Here is a 25,266-nt window from a genome sequence, read left to right as displayed (position 1 = left end):
GGGGGCTGGAGCGCTTGGGTAATTCGCTAGGGGGGACGCGTGTGGTATGTTTCAGCAGAGTTTTCCCATCTGACGCGGGGTCGCAGGTCCAGCTACCAGCGCCGACACTTCTGAAGAGAGCGAGCTTACGCGGACACACGAAATCGCTGTCCTCTTGCGCGACGATGCTGACTTGCGCCAGCGCACTCTGCCAGAGTCGCTAAGACATCTACGCTGAATCATTTGTTGATCCCGCCCTCGGCGTCCTCCGGCTGCTGCGATCTTTACGTCGCTCAGCAGGCGATCGCTCGTCACCGCGCTCACCTTCAAAACCGACCGACCGCTCATCGGCAGAAAGCTTCAATCTGCCGTGCCGTTCAAGTGCCGGGCGCAAGAACGGCTCGCGACGAGCCGCTTACTGCAGAGCCGGTCAGAGGCGTCCCATACCACGATCAGTGCAGCGCGAATGGAAACCCCATAGGTCCGGCTCGGCCGCCGCGGCAGGGCCGATCCGATGCTCGTCCACTGACAGTGGTCGGATCGCGTGCTTACGATGTCATACCGTGACGGCGCAAAGCTCGTCCAGGAGTCGTCCCTTCTCACGCCGACCGCCCGGCCGATGACGCACGGCCAGGGCTGATGTGATCTCGCGCTTTTCGCGCATGCTGATCGTCCCTGCCGTAGCCGCTACGGAACTGATTCGGCAGCTCCGCCCAAGGCACGACTGGGAAGTTGTCCGGTAACATTTTTAGTGAGGCAATGCGCCCCTCGGCGACACGAGGATTACCGTCTCCTTGGGTAGCCGATGAGAGAGCGAATGAACGAGGAACGAATCGCGGAAGGCTCGTCGTGGAGTTGCGAGACCGATCTGGATCAACTGTGGCTTGGCACCCATGCGTGCACCTGCGGCCCGGTATGGTCGTTTTGCAACCAGAGCAATGACGAGTCGTCGGCTCACATGCCGCCGGAAGGGTTCATCGGCGGCGAGGACGGCGGGTCCTTAAACCCATGAAACCCGCGACGATTGAGAGCCGCGGGGCAGTTTCGCTTTGCAGATGTGGCGATGCATTGCTTCACGAGCGACGGCCTCGTCAGCTTCTGGAAAGCCTATCCATAATAGGATCAGCTCAATTGATTTCTTGGACGTGAGGCTATCGTGGACCCGTACAATTTCGATCCACCCAATCCAACAGCTTGGTCCCCGGTGCAGCACGCCGTCTTGGAAGAGGACCAGGGGGGCCATGCCGGGCAAGAGGGCTTTGAGCAGCACTTGGCCGAGGCGCGCTCACCCGATCCGGGTCCTGTCTCCCGTGGCGGCCGCAACTACCATCCCCATCTCTCTGCAGAACATCGGGACACTATCGACAAGGCGATTGCCGAATATGCAGCTCAGAAAAACCCACAACGGAACACGGTTAAGCGCTATACTCAGGCGCTTCGCCGACTTGGAAATGATCTTGGCGCTCATCGCATTACGATTGATCTGAGGGACCACCAGTCCCTGGTCCGTCATGTCAAGACTTACTTCCCGAACGACGAAGACATGAAGAAAGGGTTGGGTGTCCTTCGTGCGTATCATGATCGGAGCTATGTAGCTTCTGGCGGGCGGCCGCGCACGATCCCTTCAGCGGAAGATGCGCCCCTCTCAGAGCGGCTTAATGCCAGTGGCATGACGTCGGGCAGTGCTGCTCGTCATGATCGTAGTCTTCGCAGATTTTCTAACGCGCTTAATCTTGCGGGCTACTCGATATCCGGGTTAGACCACGCGGCGCGCATTGAATTTGCTCAGAAGTTGTTCCCGAACGACGAGCTTCTGTTGTTCGCATTAGGCAAGGTTCGCGATGCCGAGAACGTTCCCGGCGCGCGTGCATCTCGGAAGCCCAGCGGTCGTGCTGTCCCGTCGCCCGCGTTGCATCTTTATCCCGATGACGCCCGCATCATTGATGGCCTGGAAAAGGCAGAGCTGAGCATGCTCAAACCCGAGGAGAAGAGCCGGAAAAAAGTTGTTCAAAATCTGGCCCGCAACCAACGAAGATTGGGTGCTTGGCTCCAAAGGGAGGGGCGGGGGAGCATAGTGAGCCGACTCACCGGCACCAGTGAGCAGCAAAAGTCGTTGAACGACGATCACACCGACTTTAAAAAATCCAATCGAAACGCGGACATGGGCTTCGATCGGCTTAGGAGCTACCTATTGCTCGTCGAGGCGAACGCTGCGCTGGGCGTCTGCCCTGAACAGGCGGGTGGGGAGCCGCGGCGTGGCGAGTCGAACTCAACGTGGTCGCCGCACCTGCCGTACGATTTTGAGTGGCCGACGCCGGAAGCGGTGCCAGATGGGTCGTCGGCGATCTACCGAGGTCTCGACTCCTTCGTTGATCTGCCGTACACCTCGCAGGAGGTGAGAGACGATGCTCAGTCAACGCCGGTGGGTAGGGCTGCCGCCAGACCGCCGCTCTTCAACGGACCATCGGACGCGCCAGCTCAGTCGCCCGACATTTTCCGCGGTCTTCAGTCTTTCGTTGATTTGCCGTACACGCCGCAACAGATGCGAGACGATGCTCAGTCGGCGCCGGTGAGTGGGGCTGCCGCCAAACCGCCGCTCTTCACCGGACCGCCGGACGCGCCAGCTCAGTCGTCAGACATCTACCGCGGTCTCAACTCTTTCGTTGATCTGCCGTACACACCGCAGCAGATGCGAGACGATGCTCAGCCAGCGCCGGTGGGTGGGGCTGCCGCCAGACCGCCGCTCTTCACCGGACCGTCGGACGCGCCAGCTCAGTCGTCAGACATCTACCGCGGTCTCAACTCTTTCGTTGATCTGCCGTACACACCGCAGCAGATGCGAGACGATGCTCAGTCAGCGCCGGTGGGTTGGGCTGCCGCCAAACCGCCGGTCTTCACCGAACCATCAGACGTGGCAACTCAGTCGTCACAGATCTACCACGGTCTCAACTCTTTCGTTGATCTGCCGTACACACCACAGCAGATGCGAGACGATGCTCAGTCGGCGCCGGTGGGTGGGGCTGCCGCTAGACTGGTGCTCTTCACCGAACCATCAGACGCGCCAACTCAGTCGTCACACATCTACCGCGATCTCAACCCTTTCGTTGATCTGCCGTACACGCCGCAGCAGATGCGAGACGATGCTCAGTCCGCGCCGGTGGGTGGGGCTGCCGCCAGACCGCCACTCTTCACCGAACCATCAGACACGCCAGCTCAGTCGTCAGACATCTATCGCGGTCTCAACTCTTTCGTTGATCTGCCGTACACACCGCAGCAGATGCGTGACGATGCTCAGTCAGCGCCGGTGCTCAGCCCTGCCGGTAAACCCGCGTTCTTCGTCGGGCGATCGGGCGTACTTCAGGAGCTTGAGGACATCGGATACCGAGTCGACGAGGATTGGCAGGATGGCTCCCAGCCGGTGCCGGATTTCTTAATCGATGTCCTGGATAATATCAGGGTCCTGCCGACCCAGTTCAGCGGCCCAACCCAGCTCTCCATGAACGGTGAGACCTACTCGATCACATTGGGGCCGCGAGGACGCCGCGTTGCGCAATTCATCCATCATCCTCGCCCGTCCCCTGTCCCGGGTGCTCAGATCGGCCCCTCGGCTACTGTTGCCTCTTCCGGCCACCGCAGCGGTCCCGTGCTGGGGCCCACGCAGTGGCTGGGTGACGAGCATATCCAGCGGGACTATGAGCTCCTGGCGCAGGAGTTGCAGCAGAACAATCCGGATCTCGCCGCTCGGACGCGGTTCGTGGATCCCCTGATAGCCCAAATGTTGCGATCCCCCTCCAAGGAGGTAGCCGAACGAGCATTAGGGTGGGTTCGCCCTGGTACAGCTGACTTCCTGTTCCTGCCGGTAAGCGATGCCAGCGATACGGATAGACATCAGCGCGGCAGTCACTGGTCGCTGCTGCTGGTTGATCGCCGCGATCGTGGCCGGCGGGTCGCCTATCACTATGACTCTACCCAGGGATACAATGACGGGCTCGCAGCGGAACTCGCAGGACGGCTCGACGCTAACCTGCAACAGGCCCCGATAAGACAGCAGCAGAACAGTTATGACTGCGGCGTCTTTGTCCTGGACGGCACCAGGGAACTGGTAAGGCGATTGGCAGCAAGACGGCCGGACCTGAACCTCAACAATCTTGTCATCAGTCGGCAGGAACTGCGGGACCGACTAGGCGCTGGTGTCGGCTTCAACTGAATAGGGCCACGACCGAGTGAAATGCTGTTCTCGCCGATCGAAGATCCGCAATCGGTGTGTTCGCAGAGCATTATAGTGTCTCACGTGAGGAGCTGAGTACGCATACGACGAAGACCGCCTGATTGACGCATGCCCGCGGGCACAGCGAGCTCTATGATCGGTCGGGGGAAAGGTCAGCGGCCTGCTGACCCGGCGGGCTTATCGGCCTGGCGCAGGAGCTTCCATTTCCAGGGCAGCAGTTCGTGCAGGCGCGACGCGGGAAGATCGGCGATCCGGGCCAGGACCTCGGCGAGCCAGGCCTTGGGATCAACGTCGTTGAGGCGACAGGTCGGTATCATCGTCAGCATGATGGCGGCACGGTCGGCGCCACGCTGGCTACCAGCGAAGGTCTAGTTGCGCCTTCCCAAGACAATGCCTGTCAATGCGCGCTCAGCGCATTGGTCAAGCAGATCTTGCCATCGTCGAGGAAACGGGCGAAGTCGAAGTCGCCCCGCGCCTGAGCATGTAGTTCCTAGGCTTCAGGACGTCGGAGGAGCGCGAGAGGGCTTCGCGCTCGCGCAACAACCAGACGTGCATGTCCTCGAGAAGCGGCTTGCTTTTCCTCTGCGCTGCGCGCGGACGTAAATCGAGGGGCAAAGATCGAGCCGCAAGCGGTCTCATCAAGTGCGTTTGTGAACAGCACATCTGCGACTCTGACGTTGCACAATCAGCGCATGCTAAGATACCTATCAGGCTCAGCTCCTGCGCCTTCTCAGCAACGACTGGGAACTGATCGAGCGTCGTCAGATTCTGAAGTAAGTGCGAGATCAGGCACATCTGCGGAGATCTTGCCTTAGGGTAGGCTCTACAGATGTTGTGAACTCCACGTCGCGCTTATACGTCATCGAAAGCACGTTCCGGGCCGCGGGCCACCGCACTCTGCGCGCCGGGGATGTCGAACACGGCTGCGCTCGCAATAATCTTCAGGCTCGAGGAGGCAGCCGCAAAGCTGGGTCGGTCGATGGCCGCAATTAGTTGGCGAAACTCTTCCCGTAAATTTCGCCGACGAATCAGTCGTCAGACCACGAACTCAATCCACTGCCGCCTAGCCCGTTGGGGCATCAACATTCACCGATGGTTCTTTAGCCCACGATAAGTCACACGTCGGATCGAAAAACAAGTAATTGCAAGTCAGTTCTTCACCAGGTTGTACGTCACGCGCGGTTAAAATTCGGCAATGATCGTCCTGATATGTATTTGGCTGACTGCTGTGGTTCATGAAGCGGGCATTGTCAGCATTGTACTCTATAACACCATCATTAGCCTTGTAGTCTCTTGGATAGGCATGCTTATCAAGTAGAGCTCGAAATGTTGGAGCTAGAGCTTCGTACTGCTCAGGCGTTACCGCGATGTCAACGATTGGGTTGTGAATCCAAATCAGCGAACCTTTGGGCAAAAGGGCAGCGGAGAAAAGTCCAATACCGCCAAACTGGTCTGGCTTTAAAACAGTTTCGATAATCAACATTGAAGAAGTCTCCCTAACACCCAGCAAGCTAACTGACCTGAGCCCCGAAATCTCCTGCGCAAATCGGTAGGGTCGTCTAATCGCGCCTCCGTCCCAAATTGGATTTTTTCGCATTCGTTGCCGCAGCGGCTGGCGGATCGCCTTTCGCGGTACCGCCATTTTGGCGGCGGTGGAAGCGGTGCAAGTCAGTGGGATTGCAAAGATCTGCGTCAATCAAAGATCCGCGTGACCAAGGCGGCGAGTTCATGTCGCGCGATCGTGACCTGTAAGCCTACGAGTGCGGCGACACGCTTGCTTTATCGCCGTCCGGCAAGCCGCGGACATCGGCTTCATCGAGGCCCTCAAGAGCTGCTTTCGCGCCGAGCGTCCATGGCCACTGGTGCCCCTTGCGCATGCCCAGGACAGAAGTGGAGACATGGGCACATCGTTAGCGAACGGCCACCCCGTGGGCGATCGGCTGTCGAACGCTGATTTCGCCGCACAACCACGTCGGCGTAACCAGCCTGCCATCATAATCACGCGACAAAGCTCTAGCCTTGGGGTGGTCTAAAGCGCGGTCTCGCTGAAATCGCGACATGTGACTGCTGCTGTAAGAAAGTTCGATGGCAGGTCAGGTGCAGGATAATTTCGCGGGCGTATGCACCGTATCGGTCACCTGTGAGCGACCTAGAGCTGGTGGTGCGCTCGTAGACTCCTGGTCATCGCCCGTGCCGCTTCCGCTGCGAGGCCGTCCTGTCGAGGCCGTCCTGTGAGGACGCCGGATCTGCACTAAGCGTTTGGCCGTAAGGGATTTGACGCGATCGGCGCGACGCGCGGCGAGGCTGGAGTCTAGGGTGCAGCATCCCGGTTTGGTGCTTAGCGGTAACGGACAGTAGGCTCCGCAAAACGGCTGATCCTGCAGGTGAGCAACGACAGGCTTATGCGCTTTGTCCGAAGCCGCAGCCGGTCGCAGCCGATTGTCTCAAGCTCATCGGCAAACTCGCCAGGCCCGGCTGCAGGCGGCGCATGAACGAATTGCGATGTTCTCCGCGTCGAGACCCCAGAGCGGACCTGAAGCCAGAGTAGATCGTTTCCCTAAATCGAAGGGCCACCTCTAGCCTTATGGCCACGAGGTAATCGAGCCATAACCAGGGCTGCATTGCTCGCTCGGGCCGTTCCTTTGAGAGCAGCTTCTCGGCCAAGCCGTGATCGCGCCGGGTTCCAAAGAGAGACGACACTCGTGCCAGAAAGTACTCCCCCGCGCTCTATTCCTCAGCCCGGACACTGAAACAGGCAACAAACGCACGGCACAGCCTGCGCACGATTGGTCCAGGCATCTTTCAATGTGGCGTTCGTCGATCCGCCGCTAGGGGCATGCAGACGCCTCGTGAACTTGATCGCCTCGCGCGAGTCGCGCCGGCCAGATGCTTCCGGGAGCCGCGGTGTGCCCGCCTGGTGCTACTTTCGGCCAGGCAGGCTTGCACGATCAGCTCAGGTAGAACATTGTCGCGGCGATCCTCAGTTGAAGCCGGCAGGAAGTGCGAAACGCCTCAACGTTCGCGCCGGCGAGCCTTGCCCTATGATTTGTCCCGGCATCAAAGTACGCGCGAGATGTGCGGTCGTTCACACAAGATGGTCGCGATATGGCTTAGATGGGGCAGCAGCCTCGGGGTCGGAGTTCCTGGTGTTGACATTCAGCAGCGAAAGCTGGTCGCGGACAGATACAGCTTTGGTGCTTGGCAACCATGCTGCAGCGATCGTCTTTGCGGCTCGTTCGCTATTTTGAGGGTCCTCAAACACTAATCTTGCCGATTTGATCAGCCGGACAGAGGTCGCTGCGGCTTGCTCAGCTTCATCCTGCGCTGAAGCTCCTTGAGGAGAGGTCATCTCAGGTCGTCGTCTTCGACGGGCAGAGCAGTGCCGACGGCAGTCCGCGCTGAACCGAAACCTTATCCCGGAGGACGCGGTTCTCATCAAAGCGTCCAAAACCGGAGTAGCGACAGATAATTCACGGTCTATGCACTGCTCTTAAGGTTTCAGCGACTGTCTACGCCGAAAAATGGGAAGGGCATTGCTGACCGGCTTTCCGCGGGGACGTTGAATGCACATGTCAGGAGTATAACCACGGCAGTAGCTTCGGGGTAGCACTGTGTGAGCTGCGGAACACGTCGGCTGGGCTAAGCGATGAAGATCGCGCACGGTATTCCGGACCATTGCTGACCCCTCAGATATGTACTGAAAGGCTCGAGGCGAATCGACGAGGTGCTGGGCAGCGCCTCGTCGGCCAGACGAGCTTTCTGCGGAACGCCACGGCCAGGATGTGCATCTGGGACTGATGGACGACCACACCCATCTGCAGCCAGCTAAGCTCAGCCGACGCGTGTTCGATGCGGGCTCGAGGATGCTTCCCTGTCTCGGGGCCGAGGCCCCAATCAATGGCAATGCTGTAAAACGCAACGGCGATAACACCGTAGGTGTTCTTCGCAGCTTTGGCGTTCGGAAGATCAAAGAAGATCGCTGTGCGGCTCAACGAGGAGCCGCACAGCGATGATGCGCGCAAGTTAATCGGGCGGGGTAGCGCTCACCCGGACCCCCCGGAACCGCGCCAAGCTCGCTGGCGCAAGCTATGCTACATTAATAAGTCCAATACCGGAGCTATGTGGTCGGGTTCCTAATTCTTAGCGCGGGGATTGTCTCTCGGCATCTCCATTGCTTGGGTGATGGATGAGCCGCACGTCATTTGGGCCTCCCGGCCCCAAGAGGGCGGTGTAACGCTCGCCGAGAATATCGTAGTTTATTGCCGGGTGCGCATCGTTCGGCAACTGGCCCCAGCGGCGAAGCATCGAGAGCATCGTGTCCGGGGCTGGTTGGTCGCCGTGCGAAAAATTCTTGGGAACGGCGAATGATGCAGCATAAATCTCGCGGGGCGCGGGGGACGTCCCCTCAGCCCTGGAGGAGGACGCCGGAGCGGCTTGCTCCATCGACCGTCCAAGCCGCGATGATGAGGCTCGGTTCGCTGGTTGCGCGCTGGGCTGCGGAGCGTTTTCCAGCCGAAATCCCAGAGGAATGGCAGCGCCTTGCGGAAGAGGGGTGCTTCGCCTCATCGTTGCCGCGGGCACGAACAGCGCCGTGTAGCGGTCATTGTGAACGATAAAACTGTTGGGTCGGCTGTCCTGGCTCGGCGCGACGTTGCTACGGTCAAGCGCAGCGGACGCGTGCTGGTGGCCCTGCCGGAAATTGAAGGGAATAACGGCCGGTTCTGAATCCAGCCCTTGGTGATGACCCTCGGTTGGCTGGACGGAAGACGATGGGCCGGCGTTTCCCACCATCGCCCACAGCAGATCCTGATCGTAGCCTTCCGCGGGAAGGACGAGCCGATCGCTGGCCTGAAACGGTGCGCCGGCGTCTTCCATCGGCTCGCGAACGACTGAACTGCCGGGCTCGCTCACCTGGCGTCCGATAGCATCCCCTTCTGTATGGCTTAGTGTTCTCTGCCTCTTCGCAGGCCTCAACTCCCCGGTGTAATCCTCACCCATGAGGACCTCGTGACTTGAAGAGGGAGCGCTCCCGGTCAGCTCGTTCCGAGCCGGTTGGTAGCCGTCGCTCCAGTTGAACTGAACGGCTTTTCCGCGGTCCGGTCCCTGGTGATCGCGCGCGGTTGGGAGAGACGATGTTAGGTTGGGTTCGCCCATCATCCCTCGCAGCGGGTCCTGATCGTGACCTTCCGCAGGCAGCTCTTTCGGCCAAGTCCAAGCTTCCCGCGGCGCGCTGTGCTCGGCAGCGGTGTCCCCGAGGTGTCTGGTGACGGCGTCTTCGGGATGAGGACCGTGGGCCGCCTGGTGCCCAAGATCCAAAGCCTCGATGAGGCTACGCTCTTCCTCAGACAGAGGAAAATAGTAGGGATCTGAAGAAGCGGGGATCTCTGCAACGGCAGGGGCATCAAGCTGCGGCACTTCATCCAAGTACGGCTCAAACTCCGCTTGCTGCTGTTGCGGTTGTGACACTGCGGCGTGGTCACGGTCGAATGGGTTGATGCTGTTAAATGGGTCCATGTCAACTCCCCGGGGGTTGGGTCGGTTCGCAATGCTGAGCCGACAGTGTCGCACTCTCCCGATCTATTCGGATCAGCTGTCGACAAGCTGACGCGCTTAGAGACTTACGGATTGCGATCTCAGATCAATCATTTCGCGCTCTTGAACGCGACTCGTGACAGAACCGAGCAGGCGGCATGGCTTTGCCCGTTCGGGACGAGCACAATGGCGTCGGCACTCTGACGCCGCGACCATCTCGGCAACTGAATTGGGTCTCTTCAGTCAACCCGCACGTTTCGAGGCCATCTCGATCAGCTTGCACCAACAATCTTACGGCTTGTGCCGACAACGCTTCCTTGGCTCGCAGGCTTGTGTGCCGCGCCGCGGCGGATGCTCTCGATTGGATTGCAGTTCTCAGCTGGCTCTGGTGCTCGGCAGCAAAGTCAAAGAAAGCCAATGGGCTGTACATTGGCGATCCTTGTCCGGCAATCACGTCACGCGCATGTTTGGCGCGGCTTTCGGCGAAGGTATCAAGTGCATGCTCCGCGACCGCCCGGCTTGGCGCCATTGAGATCCTGCTTGGCCTTCTTGCCACTCCAAACCAGTTCGGGATGTCTTTGAGCAAGTTGACGGCCTTTTGCTGCGGGCGCTCGTATTCGCCCTGCGATTGGTCATTCAGGCCCGAAATCATCGAAGGCGAAAGGTTCGGTGCATCCCCTCCAGCAGGCCGAGAGCGCCTCCTGGATCGCCTGTCGACATAGCGCGCAGCTAAGGGGCGGGCAGCAGGGGATCGAGGCTTCCTAGTTCGCCGCGCTCGGACTGGCAAAATCACCGAGGTGAAGCCGATCCAACTGGCGAGCCGCTCGCGCGCCGGTCCTCACCTTGGGCCTGGCAATCTCGATTGCGCCAATATCCGTTTCGATGTTGCGCGTCGGCCCACGGCCGTGCCGCACGGCCGGGCGCGACCATCCGCGGCGGCTTCAGCTCGCCGGCGTCTCCGAAACGCGGCAATTGCGTCTGGACGGCCCGGACGAACAGATCGCGCGCTATGTTGCGGACAATTTGTAGCAGTGCATGATCAACCACAGGCGGCTGACCGAAGGGCAGGATGTTGATCGTCTCCTTCGGGCCTCATCGGGTCCTTGAAGAAGTTCTCGCAGGTTCGCCATCCACCTGGATACGCTGCCTCTCTGAGCGCGTTATCACCCAGATTCCTGCGCAGCTCCCGCTTTCTTCGTATTCACCTGGTCCCGTTCAAGACCTCTATGTGCAGAACCCGACAGCAAATTGCAATTGAGTCGATCTGAATCGCAGAAGAGATGCTTGCCTGAACCAAGCTCGGCCGTCCTGGCACGTCGATTGCTAAGAAGTGCCTGCTACATCGTGCCACTAACTAGACGCAAAGGCCGAGACCAACTTGCAATCCAAACGCAATTCTCTAGCAGACAAGCGGCGCTGTTAACTGCCGCTCCGCTAACGGATCCAGTCATGCTGATCGACACCTCCAAAATCTTCGACTCCATTCGCATCAACAAGAAGGAAGCGCGGGAGCGCCAGACCTCGGCGCTATGTGAATGGCCTGGTTGCCAGAACAAGGCGACCCATCCCGCGCCCAAGGGCCGCGACAATGCGCGCGAATATTGGCACTTCTGCATCGACCATGTTCGCGAATACAATGAGTCCTACAATTTCTTCACGGGAATGGACGCGGAAGCGGTCGCGCGCTACCAGAACGACGCGCTGACCGGCCATCGTCCGACCTGGAAGATGGGCGAGAACATCAGCGCCCGCAAAATGGCCGGCAGCGCGGCCGATTTCGAGGACGACTGGCATGCCTTCTGCACGCAATTCGAGCTGAACGGACGCGCCGGTACCCGCCCCCGCGCGGAGACCAAGCCTGAGGCGCGCAAGATTTTAAATGCCGAGCGGAAAGCGTTGCAGGTGATGGGCCTGAATGCCAATGCGACGCTCGGCGATATCAAGGCGAAGTACAAGGCGATGGTCAAGCAGCACCATCCCGATGTCAATGGCGGCGACCGATCTACGGAGGATCGCCTGGTCGAGATCATCAAGGCCTACCATTACCTCAAGACCGTGGTGCGCGAGAGCTAGGGCGGACACGACTTGAACGGCTTCACCCCACCGGCCGCTACTAGCACTTCATCGTGTGAAAGCTGCATCCGAGCTGGGGTGTAATCCGCTTCAGACCCCCACGCCTAGGCTGAGAGGTGCAGCATCTCCGCCACGTTAGCCGGAGTCTTTATCAACAGCGCGCTCCGGATCAATCCACGACGAGCCTTCCGTGATTCTTTCCTCTTTCATTTGCTCGCTCCTCGGCGTTGCAAAGAGGGGGCAAGTCCTCGCGACGCCGAAGGGGGCGGTTCGCAAAGGCGCGCCACAGCGAAACGCTGAAGGCGCCGGTCCTCGGCTGCTCAAAGACCCCGCAACACTAAACTGCTGCTGCGCTGCTCGATTTCAAGGATGGAAAGGCCCGTACTGTATTTGGCTTGCGCGTTAGGACCGCACGGGCAGCGCCCATCCCGTTCCGCGTCATGCAGGTGAGGCAACCGCAATCATTCTCATGATCTATATCAATTCGATGTCGCGTCTGACGACGTTGTCGCATGTTTGACGTATGTCGCATCCGCTCGAAACAACTCAGATGAGACGGTCTTTCTCTTAGTGCCTCTCTCTTAAGGGGCGATTTTGCCAAATCGGAAAGTGGTACGAGAATTGCTGTGCCCATCATGCTGGTTCTTGGAAGTCCTGAGGATCGCATGCACGGTGTCGTCCTTGTCAAGCAGCTGGTTGTCAATGTCCGCGAGTGGCGGCCCAACATGCGCAAGCGCCCGAGAGGGGCTGCACCGGTCCGTGACCTGAGGCGTGTCGAGCTGCGCGAAGAGTTCCGTGCCGAGCGCACTTCTTTACGTCGCCGCTTGAGACGTTGGTATGTTCTTACGAGAAGTGCTGACCTTGTCCGCCGCAACCGTTGCATCATTTGCCAGCCATTCTTTCGAGAGTCTGGATACGCACGTGACGATTCGGCAGCTCGGATAGCAACCCGACCGGTCGGCAACGAACCAACTCAGCTCCGCGTTGGCTCAACCTGCGGGGGCGCGCGCCGGTTTTCTCCACCTATCTGATCGGTACGCGCTGGGACCCGGGCAAACATTTCGGGCTCGGCGCTTTCCTTCCCGCGCGGGCGTCCAGCTGCAACAAGCAGAGCCAACATCTGTACAAGTAAAATGGGAAATAGAAATGGATGACCAATCGCACGGCCAAATGCCACTCTCTTCAAGCCGACGGGAAAGCCGCGGGCCAGACCTATTCAGCTTCGTCGAATGCGCTACACAGACAAGATCAATCAAAGCGCTGTTCGAGCTTCTTGTGAGTTTCGCGAGCAATGAAGGCTTTAATAAAGTCGCGTACGCAGCACTCACCTGCTCGAATGAGCGTCGTCTGCTGGACTATCTGCCGCCCCCGCCAACGATAAACTTCCCGTCTGATTGGTGCCAACGCTATGCTGAGCAAGAGTATCGAGCGATCGACCCGGTAGTCCGTCGGACAGCAATGCTGCCAAGGCCCTTTCTTTGGGATGACCTAACCAATAAATATAAACTGCAGCCCCGTGAGCTGCGCGTCTTGCACGAGGCCAGAGAAGCAGGTCTTAAGCATGGCATAAGCGTGCCATTGTTTGGATCGCAAGGCCGATTGGCTTTCGTATCGTTTGCATCTCCCTTCGATGATGCCGATCCACAGCATCGCATGGCTCATCTGGCGACATTGGCGTCGGCGTTTCACAACGCTGTCGCACAGATTACACCGCCCGTTGATGAAGGTTGCGAGCCAGACATTCCGCTAACCGAGCGAGAAACAGAGTGCCTATACTGGGTTGCAGAAGGAAAGTCAGCCTGGGTAATCGGGCGACTTGTGGAGGTCAGCCCGAATACCGTCAACTTTCACATGAAGAACGTCGTCAGAAAGCTAGGGGCGGCGAACCGGACAAATGCTGTACACAAAGCAACCCGACGCCGCCTCATTTAACTCCGCGCCCGTTTAAAGGCACGATCAAAGGCCCCGTCTTCGGGCGGGCTCTTCTGTTATTGCCGCGGATCGGGACAACCGATCTCAAGTGGCTTCAACGATGTACTTCAACGGAAGCGGCTCAAAACAGATAGCTGGGCACGCAAGCGCATCAGGCGCGCGTATGCGGTATCCCTCAACAGCGCCCGGTGTGGACTTCGGGCGTCGTCGTTGCATGCAAGTCTCTCGTTGCGCCAGACTCTCAATCCGCCTCTCAAGCGATCTAGTGTTGCTAAACAGGCGGCTCAACGAGACGGCGGAAGACGCCGAATCATCTTCATTCTCCCCAGCAACCGTCCCGAGGCGATCGAGGCCGCGCCAGCGGTGCGCCGCCGTGGCGGCCGCAAGCGGGCGATCGGGACCCGGGCGCTGATGACGGTGCCGATGCACCGAACGACCGCTGGTCACTGGACTTCGTCTCCGATCAGCTCACGGATGGCCGCCGCTTCCGCATCTTGACCGTGGTCGATGACTGTACCCGCGAGTGCTTGGCGCTGGTGGCCGATACCTCGCTCTCCGGGGCCCGGGTGGCGCGGGAGTTGGATCGGCTGGTCATGGAGCGCGGCAAGCCAAAGATGGTGGTCAGCGACAACGGCACCGAACTTACCAGCAACGCCATCCTGACCTGGGCCGATCGGAGCCGCGTCGCCTGGCATTATATCGCTCCGGGCAAGCCCATGCAGAATGGCTTCATCGAAAGCTTCAACGGTCGGCTCCGGGATGAATTGCTGAACGAGACGCTGTTCACGTCGCTGGCTCAGACCCGCGTCGCGCTCGGATGCTGGCGCGCCGATTATAACTACACACGACCGCACTCACAGCTCGGATGGAAGACACCCTCCGAGTTCGCCTTCACCTGCCACCCGCGCCGGGATCTGGCACTGCGCTATGCCGATGGCTCCGCGCCAGCTCCCGTCGCTACCACCGCCCAACTGGGCAAATCCAATGGCTTGAGCGAACTCAGAACTGGATAAAATCTGGGGGCAAGGTCAATTCGGCTAGCGTGGAGTGGAAGTCGGACAGGCCTATGTGCCCCAAAAGCTCCGGAATCTACTTACGGGATTTTGAACCAGCTCTCTCTGGTGCGGTGATCTTGCCTCGCGAAGGAACAGGACGTTGCGTCGCCGCCAAGCTTGGCGTTGTGACCCGGGTCATCATCACCGACGGCGGGGACTTCATCAATTTCGAATGGAAGTTCGGCGAAGGCGTCACCTATACGCCGGAGATGCGAGGGAGGCAATGATCGGGCTGCAGGGTCGCCGTTGTGCTCGACGAGTACGATCTCAAGCGCACGACGCGCTTTGCTGCTGCGTCTCCGGTTCTTGGGTTATAAGTGAGGTTTGTCGCTACAATCCGTTCTAACAAACGACCACTTATTTTGAAGATGAGACGGGCCCCAAACTTACTGCGCCCTCAGGAGCAACATCACCGCCTTTCCCAATCCGATAGTCGCCACCTGGCGACAGCTTCGTCGTCAGCTTACCGACAGGTAAGTGCTTCAGATGTTACAACGTATCGTAGTGGACTGAGTCTACTCAGTCTTGGCAAGGGAGTATGGAATTGAGCTGCTGCCGGTTTGATGGACACCAGGTTAAGCTAATCCCACCTTGCGCTCGAACTGAACCGGGCTGAGATAGCCGATGGTCGAGTGCCTGCGGATCGTGTTGTAAAATCTTTCGATGTAGTCGAACACATCGGCTCGTGCCTCGTCTCTGGTTCGGTAGATCTTGTTGGCGGTCCGTTCGGTCTTGAGCGACGAGAAGAAGCTCTCCATCGCTGCGTTGTCCCAGACGTTGCCGGAACGGCTCATGCTGCAGAGAATGCCGTGGTCGGCCATCAAACGCTGGAACTGCTCGCTGGTGTACTGACTGCCCTGGTCGGAGTGGTGCAACAGGGCGTCCGGCTTGCCGCGTCGCCAGACGGCCATCAGCAGGGCATCGGTTACCAACTGAGCTGTCATGGCGGCGCTCATCGACCAACCCACCACCCGGCGTGAGAACAGGTCGATCACCGCTGCGACGTAGAGCCAGCCCTCGGCCGTCCAGAGATACGTAAAGTCGGCGATCCACTTCTGGTTCGGCCGCTCGGCGGCGAACTGCCGGTCAAGGAGGTTCGCCGGCCCGGTCTCGAGCTGTCGATCGCCGCTGTCCTTCGGCAAGCGCCGGCGTCGCGGCCGCGCCCGCAAGCCTTGCAGGCGCATCATCCGTTCGATTTGGTGCAGGCCACAGTCCGCCCCATCGGCGAGCAGATCACGCCACACCCGGCGCGCACCATAGGTGCGGTCGCTCGCCATGAAGCTGGCCTTCACCTTGCCGCCGAGCTCTTCGTCACGCGAGCGGCTGGGACTGCAGCACGTCGCACCTATGCGCTTCTTTGAAGTTTCGCAGGAGGCTATTAATTCGCATGAGGCGTAGCGCTGTACATCCGACTGCAGAGCGCCGGCCTAGAGGCCGGCGCATTGCTCGACTCATTCCAGCGGGTATCTCCTAAAAAGAACGGATAAGGCGCGTAAGCATGCCGCTCAAAGCGACTTGTCGCCCTAGCGCCGCAGGTGGCGCAGACCGAGCTCGATTAAACCGACGTGACCGAGCGGCAGCTGGATACGACCAGTTCGGACCGCCTGGCCTGGTGGTACTCGAAAGCTCGGTGCTCATGAGCCTACTACAAGTGTCCGCGATTGGGAGGAGGTTGACACGCCCTCCCGTAGGCATGCACCTTCAGGCCCAGCTCGACGGATAGAGCGGTCGCTGGGCCTTGCGAATCGAGAGGTCTCCATTCAATCAACGATTACAATCGCTTCAATTTCTTGTCCCACGCTCGTGATAACGTGCGGCTCCGCGGTGTGCGTTGCCTGATCGTTGAGGCCGATCAGTGCTGGAAGATCCGTTCCACGCGATCATGCTCGAACGGCGGAACCGGAACTCAGGAGGCTGGATCGCAAATCTCTCTACGTAAGAGGACGCGGCCGCTGTTCCCGCGAGCGGCCGGTCCTGCGAGGCCTCGCGCCTCATTTTATGCTTCGTTTGTTATCCGCGATTAGTGCTGTACGCACGCCGGATCGGTCAAACAAAAAAACAGATCGCAGATACCATTCAATGGGTCGTCCGCGCATTGAGGATATGACGTATCGGCTACCTGCACCTTGGTGGCGACGGGTTGAGCGGCGGCCTCAGCAACAAAGGCCGGCACTGCCGCCGTTGCAAGCGCGACGGCGCTTGCAGTTCAAACAGCAATTTTTTCATTCCAGAGTCGCTCCGTTAGATCGACCCCAAGCCGTCCTCACGGATATATGAAGGCGCCGGAAGTGGTAAATTGATTCTCTTGATCCGGTCCATCGAAGGAATGGATGAGTTCGAACATCTGCGCGGCCTCGGTTATGAGTCGCTCGGGAAAGCCTTTATGGTCGGCGTCTCGGCGGCCTCGACGCGGTCATTGAGCGGAGCAATCGGACAAACGCGGTGACTGCATCGTTCGGACCCCAATGACTCGCACTCCTTGGAGACCGGACGTGTGCTGCCCGAGGGGCCGTCACAATCCTGATGAGTGCACAAGCGATCTCTTCATGACCGATGCTACGACTGCAGAGATCGCTGGAATTTCATTGGTGTGTTCGGCTACAGGCTCTGCGCGCAGACATCATGGACTTCATCAGTCGTCACAACGACGATCCCAAGCCGCTCAAATGGACCAAATCCGCCGACGACATCCTCGCTTCCACCGAACGGTTCTGCCGATACAACGCCCAAACTCAGGCTTGGTGATCTTGCGAATTGTTGGTTCAGGACACTAAACTTCTTCGTTCGCAACATTCTCGGGCAGACACCGCGTAAACTGGAATGCCACGTCGACCGAGCCGAAAAGGATCCCGGCCCATGACGTGAAGAGCCAACACTGAGGAGCCAACAATTGGGTCCGAAAAACCTCGGGAGTTTAGCGCGAAGCCCCTCAATTTGAGCCGGCGCGCCTTCCGCATCATCAGCGGCGGATCACTGCCTGATCGTCGATCGCCTGAAGGCGCTCGCTTGTGCCGCCATCCGCCGAGCTGCGCGTGTCGCTGGCGCGTCGATCTCAGCGCGCCTCGATGGTGACAATGCGCGCCGACAGGGTGACCAGACACATGAGTGCGGCCAACATCGCAAATGCGCTCGGCAACCCTGCGAGGTTGGCGAGGAAACCGACGAACCCCGGTCCAACGAGGAGTCCCGCATAGCCAACCGTGGTGATCGCGGCAACCGCTAGACCTGCAGGCATTACCTTCTGAGTGCCGGCCCTCCGGAAGAGAATCGGAACCAGGTTCGATGAACCAAGACCAATGAGCAGGAAACCTGCCATCGCGAAGGGGGCGCCTGGGGCGGCCAGCAGAAGCGCAAAACCCGCGACGGCCATCAGACTGCCGACCACTAGTGTCGCGCGGTCGCCAACGCGCGACACTACGGAATCGCCTCCGAGGCGCCCGACGGTCATGCTAATGGAGAACAGCATGAAGCCGAGTCCACCCTGCGCTTTCGGTACAAGGCCACGGTCCACCAGCAGCAAGGCGCTCCAGTCGAGTATGGCTCCCTCAATAAGAAACGTGATCGCTGCTAATACCGCCAGCAGCACCACAATGGCATGCGGCATGACGAACAAAACCCCTCGCTGAGCTTGCGCTATTTGGGGCAATCGCGACCAAGTCAGCACCATGACGCTCGCCATGAAACTCGAGCAGATCAGGGTTGATGCAAAAGCACCAACATTCGACCAGAGCAATATGGTCATCGCGGCGGAGCCGGCAAAGCCGCCGATGCTGAATTGCGCGTGAAACCCGGACATCAGCGGACGCTTGGCTGCACGTTCCACCTCGACCGCACAGATATTCGCAGCGACATCGATCGCGCCGAGCGAGGCGCCGAAGGCGACCAGCGCGGCCCCGAGCGCCCAAGGCGTATCGGCAACCACCAGGCAAGGAAGGATGGGTGTAAGGCTGAACCCACCGATCAGGATAATCGGTTTACTGCCGTAGCGCGCACTCAACAAGGCGGTCAAAAGCATCGCGAGAACCGAGCCCAAACCTAGGCATAGCAGCAGAAAACCGAGAACGCCCTCGTCGACCGCCAGTCGTTCCTTCGCGAACGGCACCAGCGGCGCCCAGGCCGCCGTACCAAAACCAGCGACAAAAAATGCAAGACGCATCGCGAGCCACGTGGCCGGCCGATCGGCAGACATTTTTAGGAGCTCCGGAGGAAATTGCTAGCGAGCGCAGCGCCCGGGTAATTGCACAGCGTTCCGCCATCTAGGGGGATCGAAACGGAAGAGTCCACCCACCAAAAATGAGGGTGCACTGCGCACAAGCTCTTGATCTATCCAACTTTCTCACGTGCCGGGCTCGATCGTCTCGACCGGCACAGGCGCGCGATGAGCGATCCCGGCCGCCGTCGGTTGCCTCCATTGTGAGCCGTAGATTGCGGAGCTGGCCGGGCTCCGGGCGCTCTAGGTGTGTTAAAGGGGCAGACGTCAGCTTCCGAACGGCTAAGCGGAAATCTTACGATCAATCAGAGCATTACCGCTCGTGGAAGCGGACATCCCGTGTTGCCGCGCCGGATTTTGGAAGCTCCGCGACTCGTCTATTGTTGAGGCTTTCGCAAACCCTTTACAGCCGCGGTGCGACGAGCCCGTCGCGGGAGCCGATCATGTTGAAAGCCACCGAAGAAGAGATCGAGGAAGTCCGAGAATACTTTGAATGGCAGGCGGCCGATCTCGGAGTGACTTTCATGCAGAAGGTCTACTCGGAGACCGTCGGGCACACGCGCCACGATGTGTGGGACATCCACACCAATAAGGATCGCTGGTGGGTCATCACGGGCGGCACGAAGCTCTACTCTCAGGAGCAATTCCCAAGTATGGACCTTGCCCTGACCTTCCATATTGGCCTGATCCTCCGCGTCCCGCGCACGGAAGAACAGCGTGAGAATGATCTACGCATACTCCCGTTCGCTAACGTGTTCGCGAAGATGGAAGAAGCCGGAACCGCCCTGACACAGGCCCAGAGCCTCACTGACTATCAGGCCGTTGGCGTCCGATGCCGCGAGGCGCTACTCGAACTAATCGGCGTCGCGCAGGACTCGGCAAGAGCTATGGCGGAATCTGGGTGATGACGGTGTGAGGAAGGCGGCGTATCGAGGCGGGTGACGAGCCTGCCAGAACCTCTTGAGGAGAGCGATACGCCATGACCGAGACTACCAATGTTCTTGCTTCCGTCAGCCGTCCGCGGTTGATGATCCACTGACCGATATCGTTCGAGCCGGCGCGCGGGACCTGCTTGCTAGGGCGATCGAGATCGAGGTTGGCGCGTTTCTGGCCAGCACGGCCAATCTGACGCTGCCCGACGGTCGGGCGCGCCTGGTCCGACATGGGCACGGTCCGGTGCGCGCGATTGCGACCGGCATCGGTCCGGTGGAGGTCGCTCGTCCCAAGGTCCGCGACCGCGGAGCGAGCGGGCCAGGCGACCGCCTCCGCTTCAGTTCGGCAATCCTGCCGCTATGGGCGCGGCGGACGAAGAGCCTGGATGCCTTGATCCCGGTCCTCTATTTGCGCGGCATCTCGACCGGCGACTTCCAGGAGGCGCTCTCGGCGCTGCTCGGCAAGGAAGCGCCGAACCTGTCGCCTTCGGTGATCGCCGGCCTGAAGGCCGATTGGCAGGTCGAGTACGAACGCTGGCAGAGACGCGATCTGTCGGCGCGTCGCTATGTCTACATCTGGGCCGATGGCGTGTACCTGCAGGCCCGCATGGAAGATCACAGCGAATGCATGCTGCTGCTGATTGGTACCACGCCGGAAGGCAAGAGGGAGCTGATCGGCTTCCAGGTCGGCGTGCGCGAGAGCGCGCAGAGCTGGCGCGAACTCCTGATCGACCTGCGGCAACGCGGGTTACGGATTGCCCCGCAACTCGCCATCGGCGACGGCGCCCTCGGCTTCTGGAAGGCACTGGATGAGGCCTTTCCCGGCACGCGGCACCAACGATGCTGGTGCCATAAAGTGAGCAACGTACTCGACAAGGTCGCCAAATCCGTGCAGGGCCCCATGAAGAACGACCTGCGGAACATCTATCTGGCCCCACACCGGGCCGAAGCTGAAACCGCGATCGACGTCTTCGTCGAGAAATACCACGTCAAATACGAACGTGCGGTGGAGTGCCTGATCAAGGATCGCCACGCGCTGCTCGCCTTCTTCGACTTCCCTGCTGAGCACTGGATCCACCTACGCAGCTCGAACCCGATCGAGAGCGTCTTCGCCACGGTGCGCCACCGAACGGTGGGGACCAAGGGATCGCTGTCGCAACAAACCGCGAAGCTGATGGTGTTCAAGCTCATCGACGCCGCATCGAAGACCTGGCGGCGATTGAAGAGCACGAACCAGTTGCCGAAAGTCATCGCCGGTGTAAAGTTCATCGACGGAATCGAAGTCATTCCGAACACTGAAAGCCACGCCGCCTGATCAGGCCGCGTCACCCAAAATCAGCCATAGCTCACTCGGCAATGTGGACCGACACACCGCCGCAGCATGCGAACTTCCGCGCGTGGACGGAAATCATCTGCAACGAGCTTCTGCCGGGCGACACCAACAAAGAGCGTCGCGGGGCCGTTAAAAGCGCTCTGGAGACCGCATGGACGTTTTCCAACTGGCTAACGCATTCAAAGTCCGCCACCTGGCTTGATGCCGACATGGCGCATGTGATGTCCAGGTTGCCAGCGGAATGCTGTCCCGATCGATCATTCGTGCGTTGCGCGGTGTGCCTGAGGAATGCCCGAACTGCGGCTCGCCGCATCTCGAACCAGAACACGCTGAAAACGCTGCCGCACCCGGCGTACTCTGGGAACGACCGCGCTGCGCTGATTGTGGATGGACCGGCAGGCCCGTCCCAATCCTCGACCTGGAGGATGGACAGCCCATTATCACTCGCGAAGGCGAAAAGTCCGAAGAGCACAGCATCATGACGGTTCCGCTGCGCACGATCGTCAGGCCGGGCGATCCGCCGATCGAGCCGCTGAAGAAAGCAAAAACCGGGCCACCGGAGCCAGGCGTCTATCTTGCCTACGGGTCCAACATGTCGACCGCATGGCTGCGCAAGCGAATGCCGAGCTGCAAGCCGCTCGGCATTGCTATCTTGCCCGGGCATGCGCTTCGCTTCCATAAGCGCAGCAGGGACCTGTCTGGGAAGTGCAACGCATTTGCTAGTGGTAACAACAACACAGTGATCGGAGTCCTGTTCAGCTTCGATCCAGCCGAGCGCGCCAAGCTAGACGAGGCCGAAGGCGTCGGCGCTGGCTACGAGCACGAGATGGTCACGGTCATCAACGAGCAAGGTCGCTGCCGGCGATAAGGCTCGGCGCCGCCTCGAGTTAAGAGTCCGGAATTCCTTGCTGCGGCTGGCCTTCTCGATCACGGCCAGTACCCTCGTCGATACATGATATTTGAGCCGCTAAACGGGCCGAGCGACATCGCGAGAACTGGCTATTCCAGGAGCTCTCACAGAACTCCCAGCCGGGTTCGGGATTGAACGACCGCGCTCGGAGCGGCCGACTACGGCACCTCCCTTAGACCCGAGATGTTGATCTGGAGACGCCATCGGAAGTATCCCAGCACCAAGCAGGCCTTGTTCAAGACCATGAAGTTCAGATCGCAAGCCGCCACCCCATCGGCCAGCACTTGGCTCTGCCAGAAATGGTCGTCGATGCTTTGGTTGCCCGGCTGCAACAAATTCTCGAAGTTGGGCGTCGCGACGGTCAAGGCTCGGCGCAGGACAAGCTCAAAGGGGGAAAGGACACCAGCGTGTTCCTGCGTGATCCCATCAAACACGACGATATGCTCTCCTCTCAAGGCCAGGGCACTTCCACGGATGCGCAGATGGACGCCAGGCGTGACGGTCAGATCGAGATGGCCGTCATTGCTCCCGAGTGGCCCGCCATCGCGCGCGGCCAGGACATAGAGATGCTCACTGTCGACGCGTACGGGCGCCTCGGGCGAGAGACTGGCATTCGGATACCGTGACAGTAGCGTCTCGGCGTCGACGATGATGAGAACGGCAACGTTAGACTCGGAGCGTTGGCTCTTGGTTGAGGGTCTGTCTTTGGCCATTGCTGTTTCCCTTCCTCCCGACCGTGGGATGCTCGGCAACCGCGGAGCTTGCCAAGTGCTTGGGCCGGCCGAACTGGATGGTGCTGACGGCGAATCGGTCTCATTCGAGAGCGACGCGAAAAAGGCGACAGCTGGTCGAGAAGGCCGATCTGCCAGGGACGACGGGTGAGGTCGGCACGCCTCCGGACCGCAAGCTCCGCACCTGCCATTTCATGCCACCCTCGGAGTCGAGGGTGGTTGGGATCATGGCCGTTGCCCCGCTGCGCGGTTCCTTCGACGCCTTGATGATCATCCGCATCAATTGTGGATGCTGATGAACGGATCCCACGAGAAGTATCCCAGCGCGCTGCAATTGCGATCGACGACCATGAAGTTGAAATGGTAGGTAACTCGTCCGATAGCCAAAGTTTCCGAGGACCAATAGTAATTGGCGATCGTCTGACATGTCGGCACGGACGGATTGCTAGGATTGGGATGCGCGAACGAGGCCTCCGCCTTCCGCGGGGTCGGCGTCGAGATCAGCTCGTTCCCTACGTTTCCGATGAAGCGGTAGAAGATCACTGACTTCTCGAACCCAAGGGAGAGGCTGGTCTCGCGCCAACGAATCAAATCCCCGACCTGGGCCTTCAGGTCGAGCTCGCCGCCCGCTTGCCCACTGATCACGTTGTCCTGATTTGTGATCATGTAGACATGGCGGAAATCAATGAGAGTGGGGCTGTCCGGTCTTTTGCTCGGATTCGAGTACTTCTGAAGAATGGATTCCGTATCAAAAGCAACAAGAACGTCTGTGACTCTGGACATGATGCTTCTCCATTGCAAAGAGGAATGTTCGGCTTTCGCCGAGCTCACCCCATCGCCGTAGACCATTGCGATGCCTGACAACGCCGTTCGTTGGATTACGCTGCTTCGACCGGTTCATCAGGAGTTGGTTGCGGCCGCCGAGTAGGCTTGAGCTTTCGTGAGCGGCCCATTCGCGTGATCATAGGATGATTTCTCCTCAGGCCGCGCGCATTGCAGGAGACCTGCATTTGCCGTGCCAAAGGAGAGGGAATCACTATCGAGGGCGTCGTCACTCCCCATCTCGGTTCTGGAGCGCTCAGCCATGGGAGTACTGTAACCAGTGGCTCCGAGGAGGATAATGTACCGGATGGATGACAGCTTTCGGCCTTCGTGTTTGTCCAACTCCGTCGTGTGGGCGCGCATACCACCCCCTCGAGAATGCGGTTAGGCCAATCGCCGCCACGCGCAAGATGTTCATGTTGTCGCGTTCATGCGCGTCGGACTTAAGACGTTTGGCGGCAAGCTGCCACAAACGGCCGCGATTTCACGATCGCGTCACGAAGAAGCTGGTTCGCTCTCGACGCGCGGCTCGCAAAACGTGGCACGCCAATTGCTCGGCCTACGACACCGCCTCGCCGGGCTTAGTAATGTGGTCCTCCCGCGTCCTGGGATGCGGTCCAAGCCCGAAGAGAGGAGGTCACGATGCGGATGGCACCCAGCAGGCGAGCATATAGATTGATGGGCACACTGAGTCGGCTGCTCGCAACGGCCCGCAAGCTCAACCCTAATCGCAACAAAGCGATGGCTAGGCGCGCCATGCTGCGGCACAGCTTTGGCAACGGAGACCTCCATGACAAGTTCGTCTGATATCGTGCGGCTTCGAGCTGGTCCGGGCACCGCTTCGCTAACGAAGTGGGGTTGGGTTTTCGCCCTCGGCGTAGTTTATCTGATCACTGGCTTCGTGGCGCTTGGTAGCGTTGCGCTCGCGACGATGGCGAGTGTGGTGCTAGTTGGCGTGATGATGATCGTCGCCGGCGTTGCCGAAATGATCAATGCTTTCCAGGTTAAGACCTGGGGCAAGTTCTTGCTATGCGCTCTTTTGGGTGCGCTCTACATCGTCGCGGGGCTTGTGACATTTGATAATCCTACGCTCGCCGCTGTGCTGCTTACGCTGGCGCTCGGCGCATCGCTGGTCGCCGCCGGCATCATGCGCCTGATCCTGGCGTTCAGCATCAAACGCGCAACGCCCCGGTCCTGGCTGGCGATATCGGGCGTCATTACTCTGCTGATTGGATCGTTGATCTTAGCGCGTTGGCCGATAAGCAGTGTTTATATTCTGGGCCTGTTTCTCGGCGTCGATCTAATCGTGGCGGGCGCGAGCTGGATTGGAGTCAGCTTCGGCCTACGCCGCAGTCCCATCGTGAAGTCACGATCGTTGACGTAATTGCCGGGCGCCCTTGGTGATAACGTACAGAGTCTTTCGCACTTTCAGGATTGACGGCTTCTTCTAGAATGAAGGAGCTTTGAATGAACGATGGGAATGCCATGGGTCAGGTGATCCAAATTGATGAGGCCCGGATTCGAGATCA

15 protein-coding genes and 4 pseudogenes are annotated in these 25,266 nt (G+C 59.6%); 11 read left to right on the top strand and 8 right to left on the bottom strand.

What is annotated here, in order from left to right:
• Positions 1 to 796: 796 nt before the first annotated feature.
• Entirely contained in the window at positions 797 to 991 is a 195-nt protein-coding gene (locus tag EHH60_RS35355) for a hypothetical protein (RefSeq protein ID WP_124163810.1), read from the top strand.
• Between the two features lie 144 nt (positions 992 to 1,135).
• Complete coding sequence (locus tag EHH60_RS38385; RefSeq protein WP_245454676.1) at positions 1,136 to 4,186, top strand: Ulp1 family isopeptidase; 3,051 nt, start codon at positions 1,136 to 1,138, stop codon at positions 4,184 to 4,186.
• Positions 4,187 to 4,359: 173 nt separating this feature from the next.
• Here the strand turns inward: EHH60_RS38385 and EHH60_RS35340 are convergent.
• From EHH60_RS35340 to EHH60_RS35325, 4 genes and pseudogenes are all read right to left on the bottom strand, one after another.
• Positions 4,360 to 4,792 (bottom strand): annotated as a pseudogene (locus tag EHH60_RS35340) (transposase domain-containing protein); the annotation flags it as partial.
• Between the two features lie 478 nt (positions 4,793 to 5,270).
• On the bottom strand, positions 5,271 to 5,690 hold the full coding sequence (locus EHH60_RS35335; RefSeq protein ID WP_124163809.1) for an SET domain-containing protein: 420 nt from the start codon (positions 5,688 to 5,690) through the stop codon (positions 5,271 to 5,273).
• A gap of 2,203 nt (positions 5,691 to 7,893) precedes the next feature.
• Entirely contained in the window at positions 7,894 to 8,199 is a 306-nt protein-coding gene (locus tag EHH60_RS35330; RefSeq protein WP_124163808.1) for a hypothetical protein, read from the bottom strand.
• Positions 8,200 to 8,347: 148 nt separating this feature from the next.
• Positions 8,348 to 9,721 (bottom strand): hypothetical protein, encoded by a 1,374-nt coding sequence (locus EHH60_RS35325; protein ID WP_124163807.1) that lies wholly within the window; start codon positions 9,719 to 9,721, stop codon positions 8,348 to 8,350.
• Positions 9,722 to 11,188: 1,467 nt separating this feature from the next.
• Between EHH60_RS35325 and EHH60_RS35320 the strand changes: the two genes are divergently transcribed.
• The 4 genes and pseudogenes from EHH60_RS35320 (at position 11,189) to EHH60_RS37310 (ending at position 15,026) form a co-directional block, all read left to right on the top strand.
• The gene (locus EHH60_RS35320; protein ID WP_124163806.1) at positions 11,189 to 11,812 is read left to right on the top strand and encodes a J domain-containing protein; all 624 of its coding nucleotides are present in this window, start codon (positions 11,189 to 11,191) and stop codon (positions 11,810 to 11,812) included.
• 1,146 nt (positions 11,813 to 12,958) lie between these two features.
• The gene (locus tag EHH60_RS35315; protein ID WP_311739829.1) at positions 12,959 to 13,744 is read left to right on the top strand and encodes a helix-turn-helix transcriptional regulator; all 786 of its coding nucleotides are present in this window, start codon (positions 12,959 to 12,961) and stop codon (positions 13,742 to 13,744) included.
• A 363-nt stretch (positions 13,745 to 14,107) separates the two neighbouring features.
• A pseudogene (locus EHH60_RS35310) lies at positions 14,108 to 14,757 on the top strand (integrase core domain-containing protein); the annotation flags it as partial.
• Between the two features lie 119 nt (positions 14,758 to 14,876).
• Positions 14,877 to 15,026: a hypothetical protein gene (locus tag EHH60_RS37310; protein WP_158626805.1), complete on the top strand. Its 150-nt coding sequence runs from the start codon at positions 14,877 to 14,879 to the stop codon at positions 15,024 to 15,026.
• Positions 15,027 to 15,374: 348 nt separating this feature from the next.
• On the opposite strand, the pseudogene EHH60_RS35305 reads toward EHH60_RS37310, so the two are convergent.
• Positions 15,375 to 16,115 (bottom strand): annotated as a pseudogene (locus tag EHH60_RS35305) (IS3 family transposase); the annotation flags it as partial.
• Between the two features lie 1,282 nt (positions 16,116 to 17,397).
• Here EHH60_RS35305 and EHH60_RS38380 point away from each other — a divergent pair.
• Positions 17,398 to 17,544: pseudogene (locus tag EHH60_RS38380) on the top strand (IS630 family transposase); the annotation flags it as partial.
• Between the two features lie 307 nt (positions 17,545 to 17,851).
• Here EHH60_RS38380 and EHH60_RS35290 read toward each other — a convergent pair.
• Positions 17,852 to 18,988, bottom strand: coding sequence for an MFS transporter (locus EHH60_RS35290; protein WP_124163804.1), 1,137 nt, complete (start codon positions 18,986 to 18,988; stop codon positions 17,852 to 17,854).
• A gap of 464 nt (positions 18,989 to 19,452) precedes the next feature.
• On the opposite strand from EHH60_RS35290, the gene EHH60_RS35285 reads away from it, so the two are divergent.
• The 3 genes from EHH60_RS35285 to EHH60_RS35275 all read left to right on the top strand — a co-directional run bounded on the left by EHH60_RS35285 (position 19,453) and on the right by EHH60_RS35275 (position 22,142).
• The gene (locus tag EHH60_RS35285) at positions 19,453 to 19,914 is read left to right on the top strand and encodes a hypothetical protein (protein WP_225115040.1); all 462 of its coding nucleotides are present in this window, start codon (positions 19,453 to 19,455) and stop codon (positions 19,912 to 19,914) included.
• 67 nt (positions 19,915 to 19,981) lie between these two features.
• Positions 19,982 to 21,256, top strand: coding sequence for an IS256 family transposase (locus EHH60_RS35280; RefSeq protein WP_199752454.1), 1,275 nt, complete (start codon positions 19,982 to 19,984; stop codon positions 21,254 to 21,256).
• Between the two features lie 259 nt (positions 21,257 to 21,515).
• Complete coding sequence (locus EHH60_RS35275; protein WP_245454675.1) at positions 21,516 to 22,142, top strand: gamma-glutamylcyclotransferase family protein; 627 nt, start codon at positions 21,516 to 21,518, stop codon at positions 22,140 to 22,142.
• A 200-nt stretch (positions 22,143 to 22,342) separates the two neighbouring features.
• Here EHH60_RS35275 and EHH60_RS35270 read toward each other — a convergent pair whose 3' ends face one another.
• Positions 22,343 to 22,897, bottom strand: a complete 555-nt coding sequence (locus tag EHH60_RS35270) for an AidA/PixA family protein (protein ID WP_124163803.1) — start codon at positions 22,895 to 22,897, stop codon at positions 22,343 to 22,345.
• Between the two features lie 297 nt (positions 22,898 to 23,194).
• The gene (locus EHH60_RS35265; protein WP_036032112.1) at positions 23,195 to 23,698 is read right to left on the bottom strand and encodes an inclusion body family protein; all 504 of its coding nucleotides are present in this window, start codon (positions 23,696 to 23,698) and stop codon (positions 23,195 to 23,197) included.
• Positions 23,699 to 24,527: 829 nt separating this feature from the next.
• On the opposite strand from EHH60_RS35265, the gene EHH60_RS35260 reads away from it, so the two are divergent.
• Positions 24,528 to 25,121 (top strand): HdeD family acid-resistance protein, encoded by a 594-nt coding sequence (locus EHH60_RS35260; RefSeq protein WP_124163802.1) that lies wholly within the window; start codon positions 24,528 to 24,530, stop codon positions 25,119 to 25,121.
• The last annotated feature ends 145 nt before the right edge of the window (positions 25,122 to 25,266 follow it).

It is taken from the genome of Bradyrhizobium sp. RP6 (assembly GCF_003837805.1).
In the GTDB taxonomy this organism is placed as follows: domain Bacteria; phylum Pseudomonadota; class Alphaproteobacteria; order Rhizobiales; family Xanthobacteraceae; genus Bradyrhizobium.
Note: the sequence above shows the minus strand (reverse complement) of the source record. Positions and strands in the feature narration are given on the sequence as shown.